Origin of the sequence: Devosia sp., assembly GCF_039927955.1 — a bacterium.
Classification (GTDB): Bacteria; Pseudomonadota; Alphaproteobacteria; order Rhizobiales; family Devosiaceae; genus Devosia.
Genome location: NZ_JBDSUA010000032.1, coordinates 55,771 through 75,630, shown reverse-complemented (window position 1 = coordinate 75,630; position 19,860 = coordinate 55,771). Strand labels below are relative to the sequence as shown.

The following is a 19,860-nucleotide window of genomic DNA, read 5'->3' as shown; positions in this document are numbered from 1 at the left end:
CATCGCCCGTTGCACGTGTCGCGCCGGTGCGGGCGCGGGGTCGGAGGCGATTTCTCCGGCCCCACCTTTCCAAAGGAATTCAAATGTCCGGCCGTTTGACCAGTTTTCAGATCTCCCGAAAGAGAGCGGAGCTTTTCTCCAACTCGCTACGCGCATTGCTAAAAACCGAGCAGTTTGAAGATGACATTTACGGCGCCCATGCTGAGGCAAACCGACTAGCCGACTTGAAAATGGCGGAAGTAGCGACCGGCGCGCCGACGACAGATGACGCCGCCCGCAGTCCAGCCGCTCAAGCCGTAACTCGTCAGGTAGCGGTGCCTACCCCCCCAAGCGTGCCACCGCTTGCTTCTCGTCCGGCTTTGAGCGCCATCGGGCCAAGGGTGGTGCCGCCAGCTGTTGCAGGCAACGTCGACCGATACGGATGGGGCAAGGTTGTGGCCGCCCTCAATGATCGCCGCGGTGGATTGCCTTCAGGGGACCGTATTGAGGGTTTGCAGGCGGAAGCGGCAACGCCTCCGAGAGGCGGCTGGGCGGAAGCGCTTGCCAAAACTAACGCTGCCCGCCGTGGGCGCTGATGAGGTCAAAAATGAAGCCATCGCCTACCACCAACGCCGAGATCACCGCCGAACAGGCACTCATTGCTGCCTTCGCATCAGATCCCAAAATCGACACCGCCCTGACCGCGCTGCAAACAGCCACCGATCGATACAACGCGGTGAAAGCCAAGCTCAACGATGCAGGCATTGAGGCAGCTGCCGTCACTCGCGAAAGCGATGCCCGGCAGGCTCTGGTCCGCGCGCAGGCGCTCAGCGAAATTGACCAGGCCGCTCCCGCGGACGTCGAGGCCGCCCGCTCTGAACACATTGCTGCACGCAATGCGCTCGATTCATTCGGCGGCAGAAACGAAGTGCTTGCCGGCGAACTGCGAAAAATCCAGACGCAGGTCGCGGAGGCAAAAGACACGCTCACCGAAGCTCTCAGCACTTGGAAAAGTGAAGCGCTGGCTACAGTGAGAATGACAGCTACCGAAGGCGCCCGGCTGATCCAAACCGCTGCTGTTGCCATGCACGCCCTTGGCTTTGGCCATATCGGCGTACCTCGGCACGCTACAGAATTCGCTGATTGGCTCACGGTCAACGATGTGCGCGCGGGCGTCGATATTGTCGCTCCTTATGTTGCCCCCACGGTGTCGCAGGGGCTTCAACTGCTACGGCGTGCGAGCAATCTCGTTGATGAAGAAATTCAGACGCCAAAAGCGCCGTCGCCCTCTCTTGCGCCTGCCTCAGCGCCCCGCCCTGCGCCTAGTTTCTCCGCGCCCGGTATTCCCCACGGCCTCACCCATGACGCACTGGGCAACCCCCTGCCCGGCGCCCGGCCAAAGCTGGTCGCCGCGGCACCGTATGAGGATCCCCGTGGTGATGCGCAGGAAATCCACTGACCAAGACCGGCGTACCCGATGACCAGAATGGAGGCCTCTAATGGCTTTCGAAGTACCCGGCGTTCCTGCGGCCTATGACCGTGGGCCGTCCCGGCCCGGCACGTCCGCAGTGGTGTTCCGGGAAGGCGCGGAGTTCTATGCCCAGGCCGCCGACCTGAACGAAGCCCACACCATTGCCCGCCTGCGTGGCCAGCGGATCTCCGACCGGGTGATGAAGGACGGCGACCGCGCGGACGGCGCTGAAGCCAATGTCGATACCGAGGCCGGCACCGTTCATTGCTTTGCCGGCCGCATTTATATCGGTGGCGATATCTACCCGATCGAGGAAGCGGTTCTCGCCGACGTGCCTATGGATGGCGAGGTGAGTATCGGCGTGCGCGTCATTCGCACTATCGTCACCGAGATCGAGGATCCGACGCTCTATGGCCTGCACCCCGGAACGGCTGGGGAAGGTGAGCCAGGTGCTGCGCGTCAGGAGATTGCCCTTGCGTGGGGGTTTACCGGCGACGGGCAGGAAGGCGAGCTTCATTCGGTCTATCGCCTGCTGGGCGGGACTATCATCACTCAGCTGCCGCCACCGTCACTGTCGGGCGTACTCGAACAGATTTCGATCTATGACGACGATCTGAACGGCAACTACATCGTGGACGGCTGTGAAGTCACCGCCTTGGGCCTGACCGGCGAAAACCAGCGCTTTTCCATCGGCGCGGGCACTGCCAACATCAAGGGCTATAAGCGCATCCGCGAAGCCGCCTTCACGCTGCTTGCCGAGGAAGATCCTGCGCTGGAACTGGTGTCCGGTGAAACCCATACCTTCACGGGAAGCACTGGCGGCAGCACAACCATTCCGGTTTCCCGGGCACCAATCGACAGTCTGACAATTGCGATTGTCGTCAAGCGCGCCGTCGAATCGGTGGTGCGTGGCGGCGTGCCTGGCGGCACCGATGCGCTGACCTTTGCTGGCGCTTTCGAGATCGAATCCATCGTCCAGGGCGCGACCACCTTCGATCCGGCGACCTATGCCATGGCTGGCAATGCAGTGAACTGGGGTCCGGTCGGCGCCGAGCCGGTGGCGGCATCGACCTATGATGTCACCTACCTTTACAACGTGTCGGTGCTCGATACGGCGACCCACACCGAAACCACTGTGACGGTTCATGGCGGGGTCAACAGCAAGCCGGTCATCCTTGGCTATACCTCGAAAGTGCCGCGTATTGACCTGGTGTGTCTCGATATCACGGGGCGCCCGGTGTACGTGAAGGGCCTGTCAGCCCGCCGCGGCGCTCTGCCGCCGATTGCGCCGGATAATCTTTTGAAGCTGGCCGAAGTCCGAAATGACTGGCTCAATGTGCCGGTGGTGACGAACAACGGCACGCGCAACTATACGCAGGACAGCCTACGGCGGCTGTTCAATCGCCTGATCACCATGCTCGATCAGTTCGACCGGACCCGCCTTGAAAGCGACGTGCGCGTGCCCGGCACGCCCGTTTCCAAACGCGGGATCTTTACTGACACCTTCGTCGATGATTTCTACCGCGACCCGGGCGAGGCCCAGACCGCCGCCGTCAACCGCGGCGTGCTGCAGCTGGCGATCGACAATGTGCTGATGCAGGTGGTTCTGGGTGAGGTGCTGACCCTGCCGTTCACCGAAGAGGTGGTGGTCTCGCAGCCACAGCGGACGTCGTTCTCGGTCATTAATCCATTCGACAACTTCACGCCGTTCCCGGCTGGTATGCGGCTGGAACCCGCCGCCGACTTCTGGACGGAACAGCAGGTTACGTGGACATCGCCTGTCACGCAGGAATTTACCGCAGCGCCCAATGTGCCGCCGGGGCAGACCAGCTTTGACGAGGTGGCGGCCAATCAGCAGACCGCTGCACTGACGCTTCGCCAGATCCCAATCGACGTGACCCTTTCGGGCTTCGGGGTTGGCGAAACTCTCGCGGTGCTCACCTTCGACGGCATCGACGTGAAGCCGGCGGGCACGCAAACGGCGGACGCCGACGGCGAGATCGCGCTGACCTTCGACATTCCTGCCGGCGTGCCGGTGGGTCGCCGCCTGGTCTACGCCGAAGGCGCAGCAGACAGCTTTGCCGAAGCGATCTTCGTTGGCGCCGGACAGATCGATGTCGCCACCATGCGCCGCGTTACCTTGGTGACGCGGGCCGCTCCGCCGCCGGTGGTGATCGTCAACAACACGATTGTGCAGCAGACGTTCGTAACGCTGAACCAGTTGGCCAATCCGATCGCACCTCGTTTTGCCGATCCAAGTCTCCCCGATTGGGCACAAAAGAGCACCGACCCGCTGGCGCAATCCTTCCGCGTTCCGGCACCCCGCTTCGTGACGGGCGTCAATTTCTGGATGGAGGCCGTTGGCGACCCGCAAAACGGCATCCGCATCCAGCTTGCCGCGATGGAGAACGGTTTTCCCACAACCAACGTGCTGGCCGAGGCATTCGTCTCCATGGCCACGGTCGATGCCGGCGACAAGATCTTGGCCAGGTTCGATGCGCCGGTCTTCCTAGACCCGACCCGGCTCTACTGCTTCGTGATCCTGACGGCGGACGGCGAACATGCGGTGTCGACCTCCCGCCTGGGCGATGTGCTGGGCACCGGCTTGATGCAAGAGCGGGTCTCCGCCCAGCCTTACACGATTGGCGACATGTTCAGCTCGTCCAACCGGGTGAGCTGGCAGGTGCATCCCGACGAAGACATTTCCTTCGAAATCGTCGGGGCGGTTTTTACTTCGAACACGCGGACGCAGAACCTCTGGACTGGCGCGCTGTCATCGGTGAGCGACCTTCTGGTGCGCGGGGCAATCGAAATCCCGACGCAGGATGCCGGGTTCCGGTTCGAAATCGTCCGAGCCGATGCGTCCGTCATCAAACTGACCTCGGGCCAAACCCACGAGTTTTCTGAGTTCGTTTCGGAGACGGTGACCTTGCGTGCCGTGCTCACCGGCACGGAGTCGATCAGCCCCGTGCTCTATCCCGGAACGCTGCTCGCCGGCGGACGCATCCGCACCACAGGCACCTATGTGTCGCGCGTGTTCGAGATCGGCACCACCAAGGAAATCGATGCGCTGTTTGCCGCTTATCTGCCCTCCGGCTCGTCGGTGACGGCCGACGTCGACGACACCACCGACGCCTGGCAGGCGCTGACTTTGGACAGCACCTATACGCTGGGCGATGGCTGGGTTGAGCCAAAATATAAAAAAGCCAGCTACACGGCCAGCGAAGGCCGGTTGCGCATCACGTTGAACGGCGGGCCTGACAAGCGCCTGTCGATTGCCGCCCTGCGCGGCTATTCGATCTAACCCGGGCGGGGTCAGATCGACCCCTCGCCATCGCAATAGGAAAGAAAATGTCCGATCTCACCCCAGCGGCCACCGATGCACCCCGAGCCGTCCGCTATCTCAACCCGCAACCGCGTGAAGTCTCAATCGTGCTGCAGCACCCCTTCGCGATCGGCGACGTCGAATATCGCACAGTTACCGTTCGCCGCGTCACTGGGCTTGAAGTCCAGGCTTACACCGAAGAGCTCGTCACCTCCGGCAAGCGGCCCCAGTTCCCCGGCGTCGCCATTCCAGCAGAGGCATATGCGGCATTGGACGATGACGATCTGCTCAAACTCGACGAGGTAATTCTTGATTTTTTGCCCCAACGCTTCCGCAAGGCGGACGGGCCGACCCCCGGCGCTGGCGAGGAATGACCAGCAGGATCGGCGCGACACTTCATCAGCCGATCGACGCCGTGATGGCATGGGACTGGAACGAAATCTGCGACCGCTATGCGGACGCCATGGAAATCGAAACCGACCGAGCCCGCTTCGAAGCTCGCCTCGCCGGCGCCAAAATGAAAGTTTGATCAATGGCCCGCACTCTCGTCGGCATTCTGCAAATCTTGCTGCGGCAGGACGTGACCGAAAAGGCTCCGGCGATCAGCCGGGCGCTCCAAGGGATTGAGCGCAGCGCGGAACACCTGGGTCGGGCGCCGTGGGGCGCCGGCTTCCAGCGACAGCTCAATTCGCTCAAGGTGTCGCCTAGCGAGACCGCTGCTATTCTTGAAAGCTATTCCCGCCTCGCCAAAGGGATCACCGGGCGCGTGGAGCGCGCTGACCTCGCCACCTGGCGCCATGGCGTCCTTGGCCACCTCACCAGCGTCCGCGCCGGAATGGACGAAACCGCGCGCAGTGCAAAGGCGCTGGGTTCTACCCTTGGCAAACTGACACGGCTTGGCATGATCACAGTCGGCGGCGCTGCGGGGCTTTACCTGGGCGGTCAGGTGCTCCGCGGCGGAATCAACGCGGCGTTCGAACAGCAACGGGTAGAAGCTGAAGGTCATTTTGCGGGTCTGTCGCCGGATGAACAGGGCTCGTTGAAAACGGCAGCTGAGAAGCTGGCCGCGCAGTACGGCCTGGCCATGTCCAACGTTTTGCAGGCGCTGCAAGAAGCTAGTCTTTCAATGCCCGATACCGCCAGCGCCATTGCCGCCGGTGACGACATTGCGAAACTGCTGACCGGGCTGGAGAACCGGTATGGGCCGGATGGCGCCGTGAGCGGTACCTATTCCATCTTGAAGGCGCTCGACAACGCCGGCTGGAACCAGTCCCCAGAGGCGATCCATCAGGCGCTGGACGCTTTCATGCGGCTGCAGCAAGTACTTGGCGCCGACTTCTCACCCGATGCCTTCCGCCAGATGCTGCAGTATGCGCGGCTGGCCGGCAAAACACTTGATCCGAAATTCCTCCAGACCTGGCTGCCCATGATGGCCAGCGAGACCGCCGGTGCCGACGCCGGCACGAAGGTCCGGGCCGTTTTCGACCAGCTCATTGTCGGTCGGGCCAGCAAAAAGGCCGAAGCGGCGCAGGTGAAGTATGGCGTCCGGACTGATGACAGCGGCCTGATCGGCCAAGACCAGTTCGCCGAAAACCCGATATTGTGGGCCAACAACGTGCTGGTGCCTGCGCTTAAGGCGCACGGCGTGAACACCGATGACAAGATCGAGCTTGGCCGCGTGCTGGGGAGATCACCGGCAATCGGCAATCGTCCGATTTCCTCGCATCGAGCATCATCTCGTTTCAGCAATATGTCCGCACCGTCACGGAGCGCCTGCCGAACGCTGCGGGCCTCGATTCTGCAAAAGAGGTCCGCCAGCTTGACCCGTTTGCGTCGGTACAGGGCGTCAGCAACTCCTTCAGCAATCTGGCGGGCGCCATTGGCGAACACGTCGTTCCAACGATAATTCCCGGGCTCAACGCCATTGCCAGCACCATCGAGGCCATCTCGGCCAAGGTCCGCGAGTCATCCGATCTGCAACTCGGTCTTGGTGTCGCCGGGGTTGGCCTTGGCGGGGTTGGCGCGTGGTTCGCCGGCAAGAGCATGCTGGGCCTCGTAACAGCCGGTCCGTCGCTCCAGACCGCCGCAGTGATGCTTCAGGAGGCCGCCGTCGGCCTTGGCAGCGGTGCGGCTGGTGCTGGCGGCATAGGGGGCAAGAAGCCGCCAGGCGGCAGGATCGGTGGCATTGCCAATACTGTTTCCAGCTTGCTCGGTTTGGGTTTCCTAGCCCAGCTGGCGCAGGACCAGGGCGCGCTTAAAATGCCCGACCCATCTAAGTCGTGGGACCGCAATCTTGTCGATTTCCTCGACCCTGGACTCGGACGAACTATATACGGCGATGGTCAACCTGCCGCGCCTCACGCCCAGTTGTCGTCCCCCTACGACAACCTTCGTGCCGGCGGCGTTCAAAGCACACTGAACCCTGACATAACCACCGTAGATACGTCGCATATGCAGCAGGCCGGCACGGAAGCGGATGCGACCAAGGCGAAACTGGAAGCGCTGAACACCACTCTGAAGCCGCTGGTGGATATGACCAATTTGAGGGCGTTCATCGCCCTCCTTCAGCACGCCCTCGCGCTCCAAAGCAAATTGGCCGGCCCTGTTGGTAATGGGGGAAGCAAAACCATCGGCAGCCTGAACAGTTTTAGCGATGGAGCCTTCCAGCCATGATCGAAAGCGCCTTCAAAGTGGTGGTTGCGGGCCAAGACGTGACGAGCCGGTGGCAACCCACCCTGCTCAGCGTCTCGGTGTCTCGCCATGCGAGGCAGGAGGCCGACGAAGCGCAGATGACCCTGGCCGATCCAGATGGATCAACTTTGATGCCAGCGACTGGGGCGGTCGTCGTCATTGAACTTGGCCACACAGGCAACGGCATGGGGCAAGTCTTCGAGGGGTTCGTCGACACGGTTCGGTCTCAAGGCGAAAAGTCTTCCGGTCACACGCTAACGATCGCCGCCTCGTCCGTGGACAACAAATCCAAAGTGAAGGCCCCAGGGCTTCGCACTGCCCACGACAAGACGTTCGGCGACGTGGCGCAGGACTGGGGTCAGAAGGCTGGGCTCTCAGTCACTGTTGCCGGCGACGTCGGCGATCTGCATCGGCCATTCTGGATCATGCAGCACGAGAGCTTCATGTCGTGGGGTCAGAGAATGGCCCGGGAACTGGGCGCGTCGTTCAAGATCATTGGCAATCGGGGCTTCTTTGCGCCACTCAACGCCGGCATATCGGCCACCGGTCAGCAGCTTTCGCCGGTGTATGGGGCCTACGGAAGCAATCTGCTGAAGTGGGACATTTCACCGGTGCGCGGTCGGCCGCAATTCAGTGCGGTGCGTGGCCGTCACTACGACATAAATTCTGCCAAATGGCGGGAGGTCGAGCAATTGGTCGAAGGGGCCAACATCGATGTGGACTTCCGCTCTCTTCTCGGCAGCGCCAATCAGGCCAACGCCGAGCAACGATCAAATGCCGCTTCTCGTCACGTTCAGCGAGACCGGGGCGACGGCAGCGCCACGATCATCGGCGACTATGCGGCCGAGCCTGAGGCACAATTCATTCTCAGCGGCGCGCGGCCCGGCATTGATGGATCCTATGCGATCGACAGCGTGACCCACTCGCTGGGCAAGGGATCGGGTTTTACGACTGCGCTCGATCTTTCGCTTCCAGCAGCCGGCGCCGGCCGGGATGATCGGTAGCCTCGCTGGCAAAGTTGCGGTTGCTGGACACTGAGATCATCGACGGCGGTCCAAACTATTCCCTCACCGAAGCGGGTCGCGCTAAACCGCTTTGATGAAGATTCTCACAATTGACCGAAAAATTCCGGTAAGAGCTCTGCGCGATCAGAGTAAATTTCCAATTGTTTCAATCATTTTGTGAGCCAAACTATGAACCGGATAGTCGCCGTTCTGCCGCTTGTTACCCTACTGCTTACTGGTTGTGCGTCCACCAGTCAGTCTAGTTCTTCCGGCAGTTCAGCCGCTTTGAGCGGCCCAGCCATTTGCTCCCCCGCGGCAAGGAAAACGTCGGAGGACAAAGATTTTCAGGTGTTGTTGAGCGGATTGCGGAACGATCCGGACCCCTACAGACCTTGGCTCAACTATCGAACCGGAAATGTTCGAAAGATCGAAACTTCACTCCGAAACTGCTCAAAGTCGCCGTATAGCCAAACAGATCTGGTCGACCATCGCAAAGCCTTGGCAGACGTAAATAGTAAATACAAAGCCTGGAAACAAAAACAGGCGGAAGACAACCGTGACCGTAGCTCTGGGCCGAAGATAGACTCAGCAGACGCCATAAACATTTTGGCGAGTGTCGTTGGTGGCTTTGCAGCTGGCCAAGCGTCGTATCCCTCAACGGGCAGCTCATCGGGCTCCAATTCGGGCTCAGGCTCAGGCGCGAAGTGCTATCCGCACGAAGTGGTCAATCGTGTCCATAACTGGCCGGATTGCTGATCAGAAAATCGAAGCCCAAAAGCCTCCAACTTCGCAGGGACAAATGCTTCGACATTACCGTTGGACAACCGGCCATGGCGAGGTTGCGGCCGACGCGGTCACAGTTCGGATTGGCAGTGATTATCATATCCTCGAGGCGGCCGGTCTGTCCCGACAACCACCAACGGCCTCGGTCTGTTGGCCGGAGCGCATGTTTCAGGCCGGCAGGTTCCATGCACGCTCTGAAGGCCCATTCGACCCCGCCGTCGCTCTTGACCATGCTGCGGTCATCGCGGAGCGCTATGGCTTCAGTCGCGTTGTGGTCTCGTTGCAGCATCGATCTTTATGGAATGATGCGTGGGGTAAGCTGGCTTCCCAACCGGGGCTTGATTGAAGGAGCTGACACTCCACCAACCAACCGACTTGGGGGCCGAATCTACGTCCGCATGCCGACAGTCCGGTGGGGTTGCGTACGACGCCGGCTGCCGCGCGAGCCTCTGGGCGACGACGCCAAGCCTTCTGCTAGACGCCTGGGTCTATGGCAAGATGTGGCTTTGTCGCGTGGACTATCTTAGCACAATATCCCCGTCAGCGACTTTCTGCATCCACACTTGTAATCCAGTATGTCCAAGGAGACTGACGGACCCGTCGCCGATCATGCTAATAGCGATATCGCGGAAAGAACCCTTAAGAAACCTGGCCATGAACTTGACGTCTGGCGTTAAGTACGGTTCGACGCAGGATAGATCGGGAAAAACAAACTCCCCTTTATCCAGCGCAGGTTTAAGTTGCAGGTTGGGCTTGCCATCTTCATATCGCTTAATGTCGAACCCCGCGCCGCAAGCCACTATCGGCTTGGCTGAGGCTTCGGGCAGATTACCCCGAACTACGAACTGAAGCCCGTAGAACGTCTTTTTAAAGATGTTGAAAGGCCCTTTAAGGTTATAGCGGACGACGTTCTGTCCGTTGGGTGCGCCCTCAATACGAGTAGTGAACAATGAGTCCACCTGACCCGTCATCCCTTTTTCCTCGGCAATTTCTTCACGGGTCACCAGCGCAAGTTTCGGTGCCGGTGTCACTGCCACCGGTGCGATTTCAATAGATGGTCCGGAGAAGGCAACTTGCGTAGGCGTTGCGAATTGACAGGCAGGGGCGCCTCCGGCTCGTTCAGTGATACTGGCCGTTTTCATACTTTCAGCAAAGAATTGCCGGATCCATGGGGCGTTCTCGTCCTCTGGAAAGAGGTCCGCGTAGACAAGCAGGCCACTGACATGTTGGAAAAAGTCTGTAGACGGCGCTTCGATCGTTCCCCAACGGTCGCCGCTCTCCGGACAAGAAATTGCGTAAATCCTGTTGGTTTGACCAGGCTCTTGGATCGACCTGATCAAGAAATCTATGGCCGTGTGAACTGAGCGCCCATCGACTGAATAGTTGAAAAGATCGAGGCCAAAGGTCTTCTTCATCTCTATGGCAATCAACAACAAACTGTTTGCTGCCATACCGTTGTACTGAACGCCCATTCCTCCACGTTGGCTATCGATCGGGAAGCTCCCGTCAGGTCGCATGTCATGGATAGCGCGTTTGTAAACCTCAATACCATCGCGCACTGGTTTATCGTCACCGACGATTACACCCCATAGCATTCCTAAATAGGTCCGCATGTAATCTTTGTTGTCAGTTCGGTCTTTCCACCGACTGTCGGCTGCATTCTTGATCAATCCGTTTAGCCAAGTGCCGACAATGACCCGCTCCTGAGGTGACAAATCCTGGGCAACCTCTGAAGTCGCTGTCAACAGTCCGAGGACAGTCGCGAGCATTTGGTAGTCAATCGGTTTGCTACCCCAACTGACATTTATTCCCTTGGTCAGAGAGTTGGTTTCGGCCCATTTAATAATGGCGGCCTTGAGCGCCGTTCTTGCCACAGGATCGCCAGAATAACGGACATAGGTTGCCGCTCGCTCAAACCATACTAGCGCATTATCAACTGTTGCCTGTCGCTCGCCATAACGCTCGTCAAGCTTAACTACCGGGATTGGAGGCGGCGGATACGAGAAGTTGGGAACATCAATCTTGCAGGCCGGCGCCCCAATCACCTGGTTGGAAAAGGGGGTGTGCCAAGATGCTGAAATCAGCTCCTGCGGGCGAAGGACGGTCATCGGGAATGAAACGGCCTTCCCGCCCGGGACGGTATCGAAAATCAGGCACTCAGAAATATGCTTATACAGAGACCACAGCTTCTCGGTGGCTGCTGGGGAGAGCACACCAGACGGTTCTGATGTGACGTCAAAACGTTTGGAAATGCCATCGGCCGATTGTGCAGCGGTGTTAAGGGCGTCGCACCACGCCCCACTGCTGCTGGCGTCGAGGACGGGTAAATCTACCTTGAAATCTGCTAGAAAACTCGCCGCTGCGCTTAACGTTTTGCTGCCAATCGCGCCGTCAACTGTACCCGGCTGATACCCCAGATTGGCAAGTTGCCGCTGGACACAAAGCATATCTGCAAATGCAGGCGCGGCCATCAGCATAAAAACCAAAGATACGATTGCAAAAAGTAACTTCATTTTCGACCCCATCAATGACGCAGGCTGACCGGGCGGCGAACGCTAAGTCAATACACATTGTGCACTTGAGAGCACGCGACGATTTTAGCACGCTAGAAGTCCTGCTGAGCTGGCACTACTCGGACGGAGGGACGCCAGGGGCGTTGCGCAACCGACATAGTTGACGGCTAACTTCCCGCCTCCGGATGCACGCGCGAAGCCCTAGTCGCTTGGGTGATGTGCAAGCACCACGGCGTGACGGAGAAGGCCTTATGCCAGCGCACCGGATGGGCGCTTGCCACCTTCAAGCGTCACAAGGACTATGCCGCTGGCAAGGTCGCCGTTCGGCTGAACGAGATCGGTATTGAGCCGTGGTTCGTCAGCTAGCCGAGCGAAGTAGCGACCATCAGCATGACGCCGGCGGCGGCCATCAGGACCGTCCCGACAAACAACTCCCGCCCATAATTTCGCGCCGGCCGCTGGTGCATCCGCGTGAGCGGCGCCAGCACCTCGTCCATCGTCATTGCCTGCTGGGGCCGGTATTCCAGCGGCGGCAGGGCATCCAGCCCACGCGCTGCGCGCTGGCGCTGCTGGAACTCCCACACATGCCGGGCACCCTCCACCATTGCGGGATAGGTCACGCGCAGGGCTGACTTCTCGATGATCACCGAGCGCTCAAGATCCGATATCGGCCCGACCTGGCCGGCGGGCATTGTCACCCTGATCCGCTCCACCGGCATCGGCACGCCATCGTCCACCAATGTGGATATCAGCGCTTCGCCCACGCCCATTTCCAGAACGGCCTTTTCGACGTCCACATCCTTGTTGGGACGGAACGCGCGAGCTGCCGCTTTCACGAACCGCTGTTCCTTGGGCGTATAGGCGCGCAGGGCGTGCTGGATACGGTTGCCCAACTGGGCCAGCACGCCGTCCGGCACGTCGGACGGTGACTGGGTGACGAAGTAGACGCCGATCCCTTTGGACCGCACAAGCCGAACGATGCGCTCGATGGAGTCGACCAGGTGCTTGGGCGCATCCTTGAACAGCAAATGCGCCTCGTCGAAGAAGAACACCATGCGCGGCTTTTCCAGATCGCCCATTTCGGGCAGCTTGCGGAATAGCTCGGTCAGCATCCAGTAGAGCAGTGTGCCATAGAGCTGCGGGGCTTCCATCAGCTGATCAGCGTGCAGCAGGTTCACCACGCCCTTCGACTGGCCTTCACTACCGTTCACTACCCGCATCAGGTCGCGGATATCGAACGGCGGTTCGCCGAACAGGTGAGCGCCGCCCTGTTGCTCCAGCGTCAGGATATTGCGCTGGATGGTGGCAATGGATGCAGCGGTAATGTTCCCATAGACTTGGCAGACCGTCTCCCGGTCCTCGTACATGTCCTGCAGCTGCCAACGCAGGTCATCCAGCGTGAGCAGGAAGTCGGCCTGGTCCTCGGCGCGCTTAAGCGCGATGGCCAGCGTACCGGCTTGCGCCTCGTTCAAATTGAGCATCCGGGCCAGCAGCACCGGCCCCATGTCCTGAACTGAAGTCCGGATGGGATGGCCCTTGCGGCCAAACACATCCCAAAACGTCACCGGGGCCACAGTAGCAATGCCGGACAGGTCACCTTTGATATCGGCGGCGAACACCGGGACACCGGCCGCTGAGAATTCCTCGGCTAGGCGCTGGAGCGAACACGACTTCCCGGTTCCCGTGGCTCCCGTGATCAGCCCGTGCCGGTTCGCAAACTTAAGCGGGAGACCGATGGAACGACCGTCGCCTGTCTTGCCGATCTCGATGTTCATGAGGCTGTCCATATCGCTTGAAAGTACACACAAAAAGTGTAATTCATGCATGTCCATAGTCAACATAAAACGTGCAATTTTGGCGGAAAAGAACGCTATTTCACCGGCTCAATGTCGCGCTGCCAGAGGCCTTCTGGACTGGTCTCGAGACGAGCTATCAAAGGCGTCGAAAGTGGCGCTGCGCACCATCGTGGATTTCGAGCGAGAGGCCCGAGCGCCTCGGGCCGCCACGTTAAGCTCACTGCGGTCTGCTTTTGAAATTGCGGGGGTGGTCTTTATCGATGCTGGCCGACTGGGAGCCGGTGTTAGATCGATTGGGGTTGGCCGGTAAGCCTCACCTAGGCCTTGCTGGCTGTTAGAAGCCTAGGGGCAATGACCGCCCAACTACCGCTCGTCCTTTTGCTGGACGACGGGATCAACCGGCGGTGCATCCTTGGGTACCCAAACCCGGCGCGGGCGCAACCACGCGTCATAGGCAAGCCCAATAATGATCAGCAGCAGCAACAAGACAAAGGCTGTCGCGATCGTTGCAATGGCAATCCACCAGGCCACCGCCATGTTGAACAGGATCGGGTCCCCCGCGGCACTGACTATATTCCCATGCCTGGTCCGGATTTGCCCCGATGAAAGGGCCAGCCAGACTTCGAACCATGCCACTATGACGCCTGCCGACGACAGAACAACAACGAAAGGAAATCCGCTTAATCGTCGCCGCATGCTGCCCCCTTTAGTCCGAACGCCTGTGGCCGAACGAGCTTTACGTTCAGTTGCGGCATCAGCGGCTCCGCCGTGCACATGCGCTGCGTCACGCCTATGCTGTCGAGCCTCTGGCGCCATCCTATACCACTCCTCCTAGCTCAACGACGCGCTTCCCCCAACTGCGTGATGAAGAGGCCCATCTGCGTAATGCAAAGTTCCTGTCCATAGGCATATCCGCCGTAGACCAGCGCCGCCGGCGCGACGGGCCAGCAGCTTGAGCGGTAGAAGGCGGCACACCGATGCTCGACCCACTCGACCAAGCCACTGGCCAGCACTTCGGCACCTCATCTGCACAAGCCCCGTGCCCACAAGCGCGCCACGCCAGCCGTCGTCAAGCAAACGACAAGACACCAACGCCCGCCAGTGGCCTCCGCAGACCGCTTTGCGAGGGGTTTAGGGACCGTACGAGGGGCGGTGGGACAGGGGGCGGCACCCGACCCCCCTTTCGCGCTCAATTTTTGTTTCATAGGGGGTTCAGCCCCGAGGGTTCAGCGGAGGATGAAGCGATGGGCGTGAAACTGGTCTCAACGCTCGACAGAACCTCGGAATTCTCGGCCTTCGTGATGAAGCTGCAATCGCCAGCGATGTGCCTGCTCACTGCAACCGGGGATTCCAGACGGGTGCCAATCGCGCTATTTTCCGACATCGGCAGTTTGTTGGAGTAGCCCGGGTGAAAAGCATCAATGTCAGAGGCGTCGAGTTCCAAGTTGACGAACGCGGGAAATTTGCCCCTCGGCGACCAAATCTGTGGGCAATCCAGATTGGTTACTGGCTTGGCAGGGGCTACTCGGCCAAAGCCGTGGCGGCCATTGTGGGTGATGGCACGACCGAAGGAACTGTGAAGGGCCAGGCCCGTCGGGCGCAGGTTCTGCCCGCCAGGGCCCGGGAGACGATTGTTCCAGTTCATCTGCCCTCATGGCAACGGGACATGATCCAGCGCTGCGCAGATGAACGCGACCTCACGCTCGACCAGATCATTTGCCATGTGCTGGAAAGCGCACTCGTTTTCGACGACCTCTATGATGCCGTAACCGATGGTCGTTATGACCGTAAGGCACAGAAGTCCCAGCGAGCGGCATAGCCATGCTCTCACGACCCCGTGCCGAACGCCGAAAACGGCCCTATCGACGCCGCAGGTCGGAACAACACAGGATCATTCTGGATGGGGATTTCAACAAAACTAGCGCGCGCCGGCCGCGGTTACGCTGAATTGTATGTTACATGCTTGGGTTGTGGCTTGCGACTTGGGGAATCAATTGACCGCTTTTGAAGTAATTCGAGACCTAGTATTGCTTGCGCTTGGCGTGTTCGGAGCTGCGCTTTCCATTTTCAACTACGTTCAGGCAGACCGGCGCGAGCGGCGCACCATGCGGGTCGCAATGAATACGGTCATGCCAACCTACTTCGACGGAACCATCGGTAACCCATACGTGCAAATTGAGGCGACAAACACGGGACATCGTCCGATCGCCGTCACGACCATGTACATTTTGGTTCCGGGAGGCGGGAAACTGGTTTCGATGGCCGGAAGCACATTCCCCGGCGTGCCTGATACAGGGTTGCCAGTTACGTTAACTGACGGCCAATCTGCTACTAAAACCTACGCCTATATCGACGTCGCCAGAGCCTTGAGTAAGAGTGGGCGATCAACAATGGTTACCCTAACGCCCGTAGCAGAGGATTCATCGGGGGGCATGCACAAGGGTAAGCCTTGGACGACAAGCGCTGACGAGATTGAAAGACAAAGCGGACCCATCAGCTCTCGTTGAAATTTTTCCGCGTCTTCTTTGATCTCTGGGGTAGTTGGGCACCAGCGAGATCGACCCGAGGGCTCGACCTTGCTCAGATCCCAGTTGGTGTCCTTCGTTAAGTCCTGACCGGCCGGGATTCACGCGCTCTTACTTCAGATCGCAGAGGTAGCCTCTACCAGCCGTCAAGGTGTGAGCCAGACGGTGTAGGCTTGCAAAGCGCTGCCAACGATAACGCAGAGAAGCGAGAGCCAAGCCAGTATCGCAAACGCTAAGTCTATCTTTTGACCACGCGGCGAAGATCCTAAAACGACGATGTCGGCGCCCCCAAGAGGGATCCTAAAAGGCGCTCCGAACGCAAAAAGGCCGAGAACTCCGACAAGGTTTAGGGCAATGGCCCATAAAGCTAATTCTCTAACCATCCCCGTCCCCATGACTCAACTCTACTGCTCATACCCTAGAACGGCGCCATCCAGCATCTCGCGCTTCTTCCTCGGAACAGAACCAGCGTTCTCCGTGGGACGCGCTAATCTTGGTTTCGTTGTAATATTTTTGGCCAGGCAAATGGTAGATGCGCTCGCCCCGAGTGTTGATGTTGCCTTTAATGTTGCATTGGCCGTGCTGGGCGGAAGCCGCCGAGACGGTAAATGATAGAATCAACGCGATCGCAAAAAACCGACTGCCCATTGTAAGCCCCCATGTCGCACTTTATGTCGCATGGATTCGCCGAGGCTGTCGAGAAACCCCCGGAAATGCTGGAGAGCGCAATGCAACATCGATGCGACAAAGAAGGGCTACGCGGACTACCCGCAAGCACCACAAGTATTTGAATTTATTGGGAAATTTGTTGGAGGCCACGTCCGGAATTGAACCGGAGTACGCGGATTTGCAATCCGCTGCGTCACCACTCCGCCACGTGGCCTCTGGAGGCGGTTTCTAGGACAGGCCGGGGGTTGGCGCAAGAGCAAGGATGCGGTTTCTGCCAACGATGCCTAATCATTCCACCCGCATGCGGGTGGCATGCGGGTGGCCTGGAAATTCGCCGAACGTCCTGCCTGGTCAGACTTTGCGCGCGTCCCGCATCTGCACGTGATGTGGATTGTACATGATGCCCAGGACATTGCCGAAGGGGTCGAGCACCGAAGCGGTAACGAAGCCGGATTCGCCACGCTTGGTGATCGGGTCATATTCCTTGGCGCCCAGGGCGATCAGGCGGGCAAAGGCGCTTTCAACGTCATCGACATGCCAAAGCAGGATCGCGCCGCCGGGACCGGCCTGCATGGCTTCGGGGGCATAGCGGCGGTCGATGATGCCGAATTCGTCCTCGTCATCGCCGATCCGGAATTCCACATAGGCGGGATTTTCGACACTCGGCATCTGGAAGTAGGCGGCGACGCCGAACAGTTCGGCATACCAGTCGCGGGCCGCCTTCATATCGTTGGCGAAGTAGTTGACGGTGGCCATGCCGCGCAGGAAGTGCTTGTTGCTCATCGGTAGTTTCCTTTCCTCGTTAAGGTGATGCACGCACAATGACCGATGGATCAAAGGCGGTATTTCAAAAACCCGCAGAGGTTTACGAGCCACGCGGCCGGCTCGATCCGGCCGGGTTCGAACGGCATGTGCAGTTCCGCACGGTACAGCCGCCGGCGGACCTGGGCCCTTTCGTTGAGCATTTCTGGCTCATCCGGTGGGACAGCGCACTGGGCCACTACAATTCCGACGAGGTGATGCACCGGCCCTATGTCGACGTATTCCTGTCCGCGCAGGAATCAGGAATTCAGGGCACGTTTCGCGGCAAGCGGACCTATTCGGCTGCCGGCAGCGGCAGAATCCTGGGGGTACGCTTTCGTCCCGGCGCCTTTCACGCGTTCTGGACCGGCAAGATGGCCGATCTGCAGGACAAGGTGGTCAGCCTGACCAAAGTGTTCCCATGGGCGGACGCCGCCGGCATCGCCGCCATTCTGGCCAAGGACGATGATGCGGCGCTGGCCGAGATGACGCGGTGCCTGCAAGCCGCCCTGCCCGAGCCGGACGCCAATATCGCGCTGGTCAACACCATCATTGCCGCTATTGAAACGGACGAGGCGTTGCAGACGGTCGCGGCCGTGGCGGCGGCCTATGGCAAAAGCGAGCGCTGGCTGCAGCAGATCTTCCGCGACTATCTGGGCATCGGCCTGAAATGGCTGTTGCAGCGCCATCGGCTGCTGGCGGCGGCACAGCAAATCCGTGAGGGGGATACCCCCGATTGGGCCGATATGGCCTATGCCTTGGGCTATAGCAGCCAGCAGCATTTCATCACCGATTTCAAGACGGTGCTGGGCAGCACGCCACTGCAATACAAAAAGACGCTAACCGAAAAAACGGCATACTAAAAAACCGCGACATTACTGACGCGGTTTGGTTCGGTCGAAAACCCCACCGCGCCGAAGCGCGATGGGGCCGATTTTACTAGAGGTTGGCGAGCAGATCGTTGATGCGCGACTGAGCGTCGGCCAGGGCTGCGTCGATGTCCTTCTGGCCGGTAACGGCAGAAGCAACTTCTTCACCCAGGATGTCCTGAATGGCGAACTGACGCTGCACGGCGGACGGCAGAGCCTTGGCGATCGAAGCGATCGACAGGATGGTATCGCGGTGCGGCAGGGCTTTGAACTCGGCCGAGTCCAGAACCGCCTGGATGCCGGGGATGTGGCCGGTACGCGACCAATCATAGTCATCATCAGCCATGAACTTCAGGAACTTGCCGATAGCAGCAAGCTGTTCAGGCGAGCGGTCCTTCTTGGGCATGGCCCACGAATGGCCGTCCGAATAGTAGGACGGTTCGCCACCAAACAGCTGCGGCAGCGGGTACACGGTGTAACCACCGGAAAGCGGGTTGCCTTCCTGCTTGGACAGGGTGTCCAGGTCGCCGATAACCCAGGTGCCGTTCACTTCGACGCCGCCGTCGCCATTGGCGAAGCCGGCAACCATGGCCGGGTAATCCTGATCCTTGGTGGTCAGGTCCTGATCATAGATGTCTTTCATCATCTGAACGACCTTCTTGGCTTCGGGCGTGGTCAGATTGATCTTGGTTGGATCAGCAAAATAGTCGGACTTCTGCTGGTTCAGGTAGATGTACATCGCGCGGGTGAACATCGCCTTTTCGTTGGCAGTTGCCTGCACCAGGAACGGCTTGCCGGTCTTTTCCTTGAACTGCTTGGCTTCAGCGATCAGTTCGTCAACGGAGGTCGGCAGCTTTGGGGTGCCGTCGGCATTGATCAGATCGGCTTGCTTGAACAGGTTCAGGTTGATGTGCCAAAGAATGGCATGGGAATCGATCGGGAGGGCATAGATCTTGCCATCCTTGGTCACGCCATCGCGACCGGCAGCGGTGAACGCTGCTGGATCGATGCCGGCGGCCTTGAGCACGTCATCGATTGGCTCGAGCTGACCCTTGGACTGATAATCGGAAATCACCGATTCATGCATGGTGACCAGATCAGGTGGCTCGCCCGAAGCCATCTGCGCGGTCAGCTGGTCATAGCCAGGCCATTCGACCGAGTTGACGGTGACCTTGATGTCCGGATTGTCAGCGTTGAACTTATTGATCTGCGAGGTGATGATACCGCACTCGCCCGCCGACTTGGAAACGTCGGTGTTGGTGCCGAAATCGGCGTCGCAGGTGCCGAAGAAGCGCTGCACGGTGATTTCAGTCTGGGCATAAGCCGGGACCGCGGCCGCCAGGGTTGCGGCAGACACCGCAGCCAGGACCAGGCCCTTGATAAACTTCGTCATTATAGTCTCTCCTCCTAGTAGTCGTTTTTTTCCAGGGTTTT

17 protein-coding genes and 1 tRNA gene are annotated in these 19,860 nt (G+C 59.5%); 12 read left to right on the top strand and 6 right to left on the bottom strand.

Going from position 1 to position 19,860, the window contains the following annotated elements; genetic code table 11:
* Positions 1-586 precede the first annotated feature (586 nt).
* From ABIT12_RS09685 to ABIT12_RS09655, 7 genes are all read left to right on the top strand, one after another.
* On the top strand, positions 587-1,438 hold the full coding sequence (locus tag ABIT12_RS09685; RefSeq protein WP_348045135.1) for a hypothetical protein: 852 nt from the start codon (positions 587-589) through the stop codon (positions 1,436-1,438).
* 40 nt (positions 1,439-1,478) lie between these two features.
* A complete protein-coding gene (locus tag ABIT12_RS09680; RefSeq protein ID WP_348045133.1) occupies positions 1,479-4,754 on the top strand; it encodes a DUF4815 domain-containing protein in 3,276 nt (1,091 codons plus the stop codon).
* 47 nt (positions 4,755-4,801) lie between these two features.
* Positions 4,802-5,149 (top strand): phage tail assembly protein, encoded by a 348-nt coding sequence (locus ABIT12_RS09675; protein ID WP_348045131.1) that lies wholly within the window; start codon positions 4,802-4,804, stop codon positions 5,147-5,149.
* Entirely contained in the window at positions 5,146-5,304 is a 159-nt protein-coding gene (locus ABIT12_RS09670; protein WP_348045129.1) for a hypothetical protein, read from the top strand. The genes ABIT12_RS09675 and ABIT12_RS09670 overlap by 4 nt, the downstream gene beginning before the upstream one ends.
* Before the next feature lie 3 nt (positions 5,305-5,307).
* Positions 5,308-6,681, top strand: a complete 1,374-nt coding sequence (locus ABIT12_RS09665) for a hypothetical protein (protein ID WP_348045127.1) — start codon at positions 5,308-5,310, stop codon at positions 6,679-6,681.
* Positions 6,682-6,818: 137 nt separating this feature from the next.
* Positions 6,819-7,448, top strand: a complete 630-nt coding sequence (locus ABIT12_RS09660; RefSeq protein WP_348045125.1) for a hypothetical protein — start codon at positions 6,819-6,821, stop codon at positions 7,446-7,448.
* Positions 7,445-8,470, top strand: coding sequence for a hypothetical protein (locus ABIT12_RS09655; RefSeq protein WP_348045123.1), 1,026 nt, complete (start codon positions 7,445-7,447; stop codon positions 8,468-8,470). Before ABIT12_RS09660 ends, ABIT12_RS09655 begins: the two co-directional genes overlap by 4 nt.
* Before the next feature lie 1,301 nt (positions 8,471-9,771).
* Here the strand turns inward: ABIT12_RS09655 and ABIT12_RS09650 are convergent.
* The gene (locus tag ABIT12_RS09650) at positions 9,772-11,766 is read right to left on the bottom strand and encodes an alginate lyase family protein (RefSeq protein ID WP_348045121.1); all 1,995 of its coding nucleotides are present in this window, start codon (positions 11,764-11,766) and stop codon (positions 9,772-9,774) included.
* 234 nt (positions 11,767-12,000) lie between these two features.
* On the opposite strand from ABIT12_RS09650, the gene ABIT12_RS09645 reads away from it, so the two are divergent.
* On the top strand, positions 12,001-12,132 hold the full coding sequence (locus ABIT12_RS09645) for a hypothetical protein (RefSeq protein ID WP_348045119.1): 132 nt from the start codon (positions 12,001-12,003) through the stop codon (positions 12,130-12,132).
* Here ABIT12_RS09645 and ABIT12_RS09640 read toward each other — a convergent pair.
* A complete protein-coding gene (locus ABIT12_RS09640) occupies positions 12,129-13,541 on the bottom strand; it encodes a helicase HerA-like domain-containing protein (protein ID WP_348045117.1) in 1,413 nt (470 codons plus the stop codon). The genes ABIT12_RS09645 and ABIT12_RS09640 overlap by 4 nt on opposite strands.
* 384 nt (positions 13,542-13,925) lie before the next feature.
* On the bottom strand, positions 13,926-14,258 hold the full coding sequence (locus tag ABIT12_RS09635; protein WP_348045112.1) for a hypothetical protein: 333 nt from the start codon (positions 14,256-14,258) through the stop codon (positions 13,926-13,928).
* A gap of 548 nt (positions 14,259-14,806) precedes the next feature.
* Here ABIT12_RS09635 and ABIT12_RS09630 point away from each other — a divergent pair.
* The 3 genes from ABIT12_RS09630 (at position 14,807) to ABIT12_RS09620 (ending at position 16,069) form a co-directional block, all read left to right on the top strand.
* A complete protein-coding gene (locus ABIT12_RS09630; protein WP_348045110.1) occupies positions 14,807-14,965 on the top strand; it encodes a hypothetical protein in 159 nt (52 codons plus the stop codon).
* A gap of 5 nt (positions 14,966-14,970) precedes the next feature.
* On the top strand, positions 14,971-15,381 hold the full coding sequence (locus tag ABIT12_RS09625) for a hypothetical protein (RefSeq protein ID WP_348045108.1): 411 nt from the start codon (positions 14,971-14,973) through the stop codon (positions 15,379-15,381).
* Positions 15,382-15,556: 175 nt separating this feature from the next.
* Complete coding sequence (locus ABIT12_RS09620) at positions 15,557-16,069, top strand: hypothetical protein (RefSeq protein WP_348045106.1); 513 nt, start codon at positions 15,557-15,559, stop codon at positions 16,067-16,069.
* 827 nt (positions 16,070-16,896) lie between these two features.
* On the opposite strand, the gene ABIT12_RS09615 is transcribed toward ABIT12_RS09620, so the two are convergent.
* Positions 16,897-16,970 (bottom strand) — tRNA-Cys (locus ABIT12_RS09615).
* A gap of 137 nt (positions 16,971-17,107) precedes the next feature.
* Complete coding sequence (locus ABIT12_RS09610; protein ID WP_348045104.1) at positions 17,108-17,539, bottom strand: VOC family protein; 432 nt, start codon at positions 17,537-17,539, stop codon at positions 17,108-17,110.
* Between the two features lie 38 nt (positions 17,540-17,577).
* On the opposite strand from ABIT12_RS09610, the gene ABIT12_RS09605 reads away from it, so the two are divergent.
* Entirely contained in the window at positions 17,578-18,420 is an 843-nt protein-coding gene (locus ABIT12_RS09605; RefSeq protein ID WP_348045102.1) for a helix-turn-helix transcriptional regulator, read from the top strand.
* Between the two features lie 76 nt (positions 18,421-18,496).
* On the opposite strand, the gene ABIT12_RS09600 is transcribed toward ABIT12_RS09605, so the two are convergent.
* The gene (locus ABIT12_RS09600; RefSeq protein WP_348045100.1) at positions 18,497-19,819 is read right to left on the bottom strand and encodes an extracellular solute-binding protein; all 1,323 of its coding nucleotides are present in this window, start codon (positions 19,817-19,819) and stop codon (positions 18,497-18,499) included.
* Between the last annotated feature and the right edge of the window lie 41 nt (positions 19,820-19,860).

Coding starts and splice junctions, on each gene's coding strand:
- ABIT12_RS09685 (WP_348045135.1), top strand. CDS start 587: ATGAAGCCATCGCCTACCACCAACGCCGAGATCACCGCCGAACAGGCA.
- ABIT12_RS09680 (WP_348045133.1), top strand. CDS start 1,479: ATGGCTTTCGAAGTACCCGGCGTTCCTGCGGCCTATGACCGTGGGCCG.
- ABIT12_RS09675 (WP_348045131.1), top strand. CDS start 4,802: ATGTCCGATCTCACCCCAGCGGCCACCGATGCACCCCGAGCCGTCCGC.
- ABIT12_RS09670 (WP_348045129.1), top strand. CDS start 5,146: ATGACCAGCAGGATCGGCGCGACACTTCATCAGCCGATCGACGCCGTG.
- ABIT12_RS09665 (WP_348045127.1), top strand. CDS start 5,308: ATGGCCCGCACTCTCGTCGGCATTCTGCAAATCTTGCTGCGGCAGGAC.
- ABIT12_RS09660 (WP_348045125.1), top strand. CDS start 6,819: ATGCTGGGCCTCGTAACAGCCGGTCCGTCGCTCCAGACCGCCGCAGTG.
- ABIT12_RS09655 (WP_348045123.1), top strand. CDS start 7,445: ATGATCGAAAGCGCCTTCAAAGTGGTGGTTGCGGGCCAAGACGTGACG.
- ABIT12_RS09650 (WP_348045121.1), bottom strand. CDS start 11,766: ATGAAGTTACTTTTTGCAATCGTATCTTTGGTTTTTATGCTGATGGCC.
- ABIT12_RS09640 (WP_348045117.1), bottom strand. CDS start 13,541: ATGAACATCGAGATCGGCAAGACAGGCGACGGTCGTTCCATCGGTCTC.
- ABIT12_RS09635 (WP_348045112.1), bottom strand. CDS start 14,258: ATGCGGCGACGATTAAGCGGATTTCCTTTCGTTGTTGTTCTGTCGTCG.
- ABIT12_RS09630 (WP_348045110.1), top strand. CDS start 14,807: ATGGGCGTGAAACTGGTCTCAACGCTCGACAGAACCTCGGAATTCTCG.
- ABIT12_RS09610 (WP_348045104.1), bottom strand. CDS start 17,539: ATGAGCAACAAGCACTTCCTGCGCGGCATGGCCACCGTCAACTACTTC.
- ABIT12_RS09605 (WP_348045102.1), top strand. CDS start 17,578: ATGACCGATGGATCAAAGGCGGTATTTCAAAAACCCGCAGAGGTTTAC.
- ABIT12_RS09600 (WP_348045100.1), bottom strand. CDS start 19,819: ATGACGAAGTTTATCAAGGGCCTGGTCCTGGCTGCGGTGTCTGCCGCA.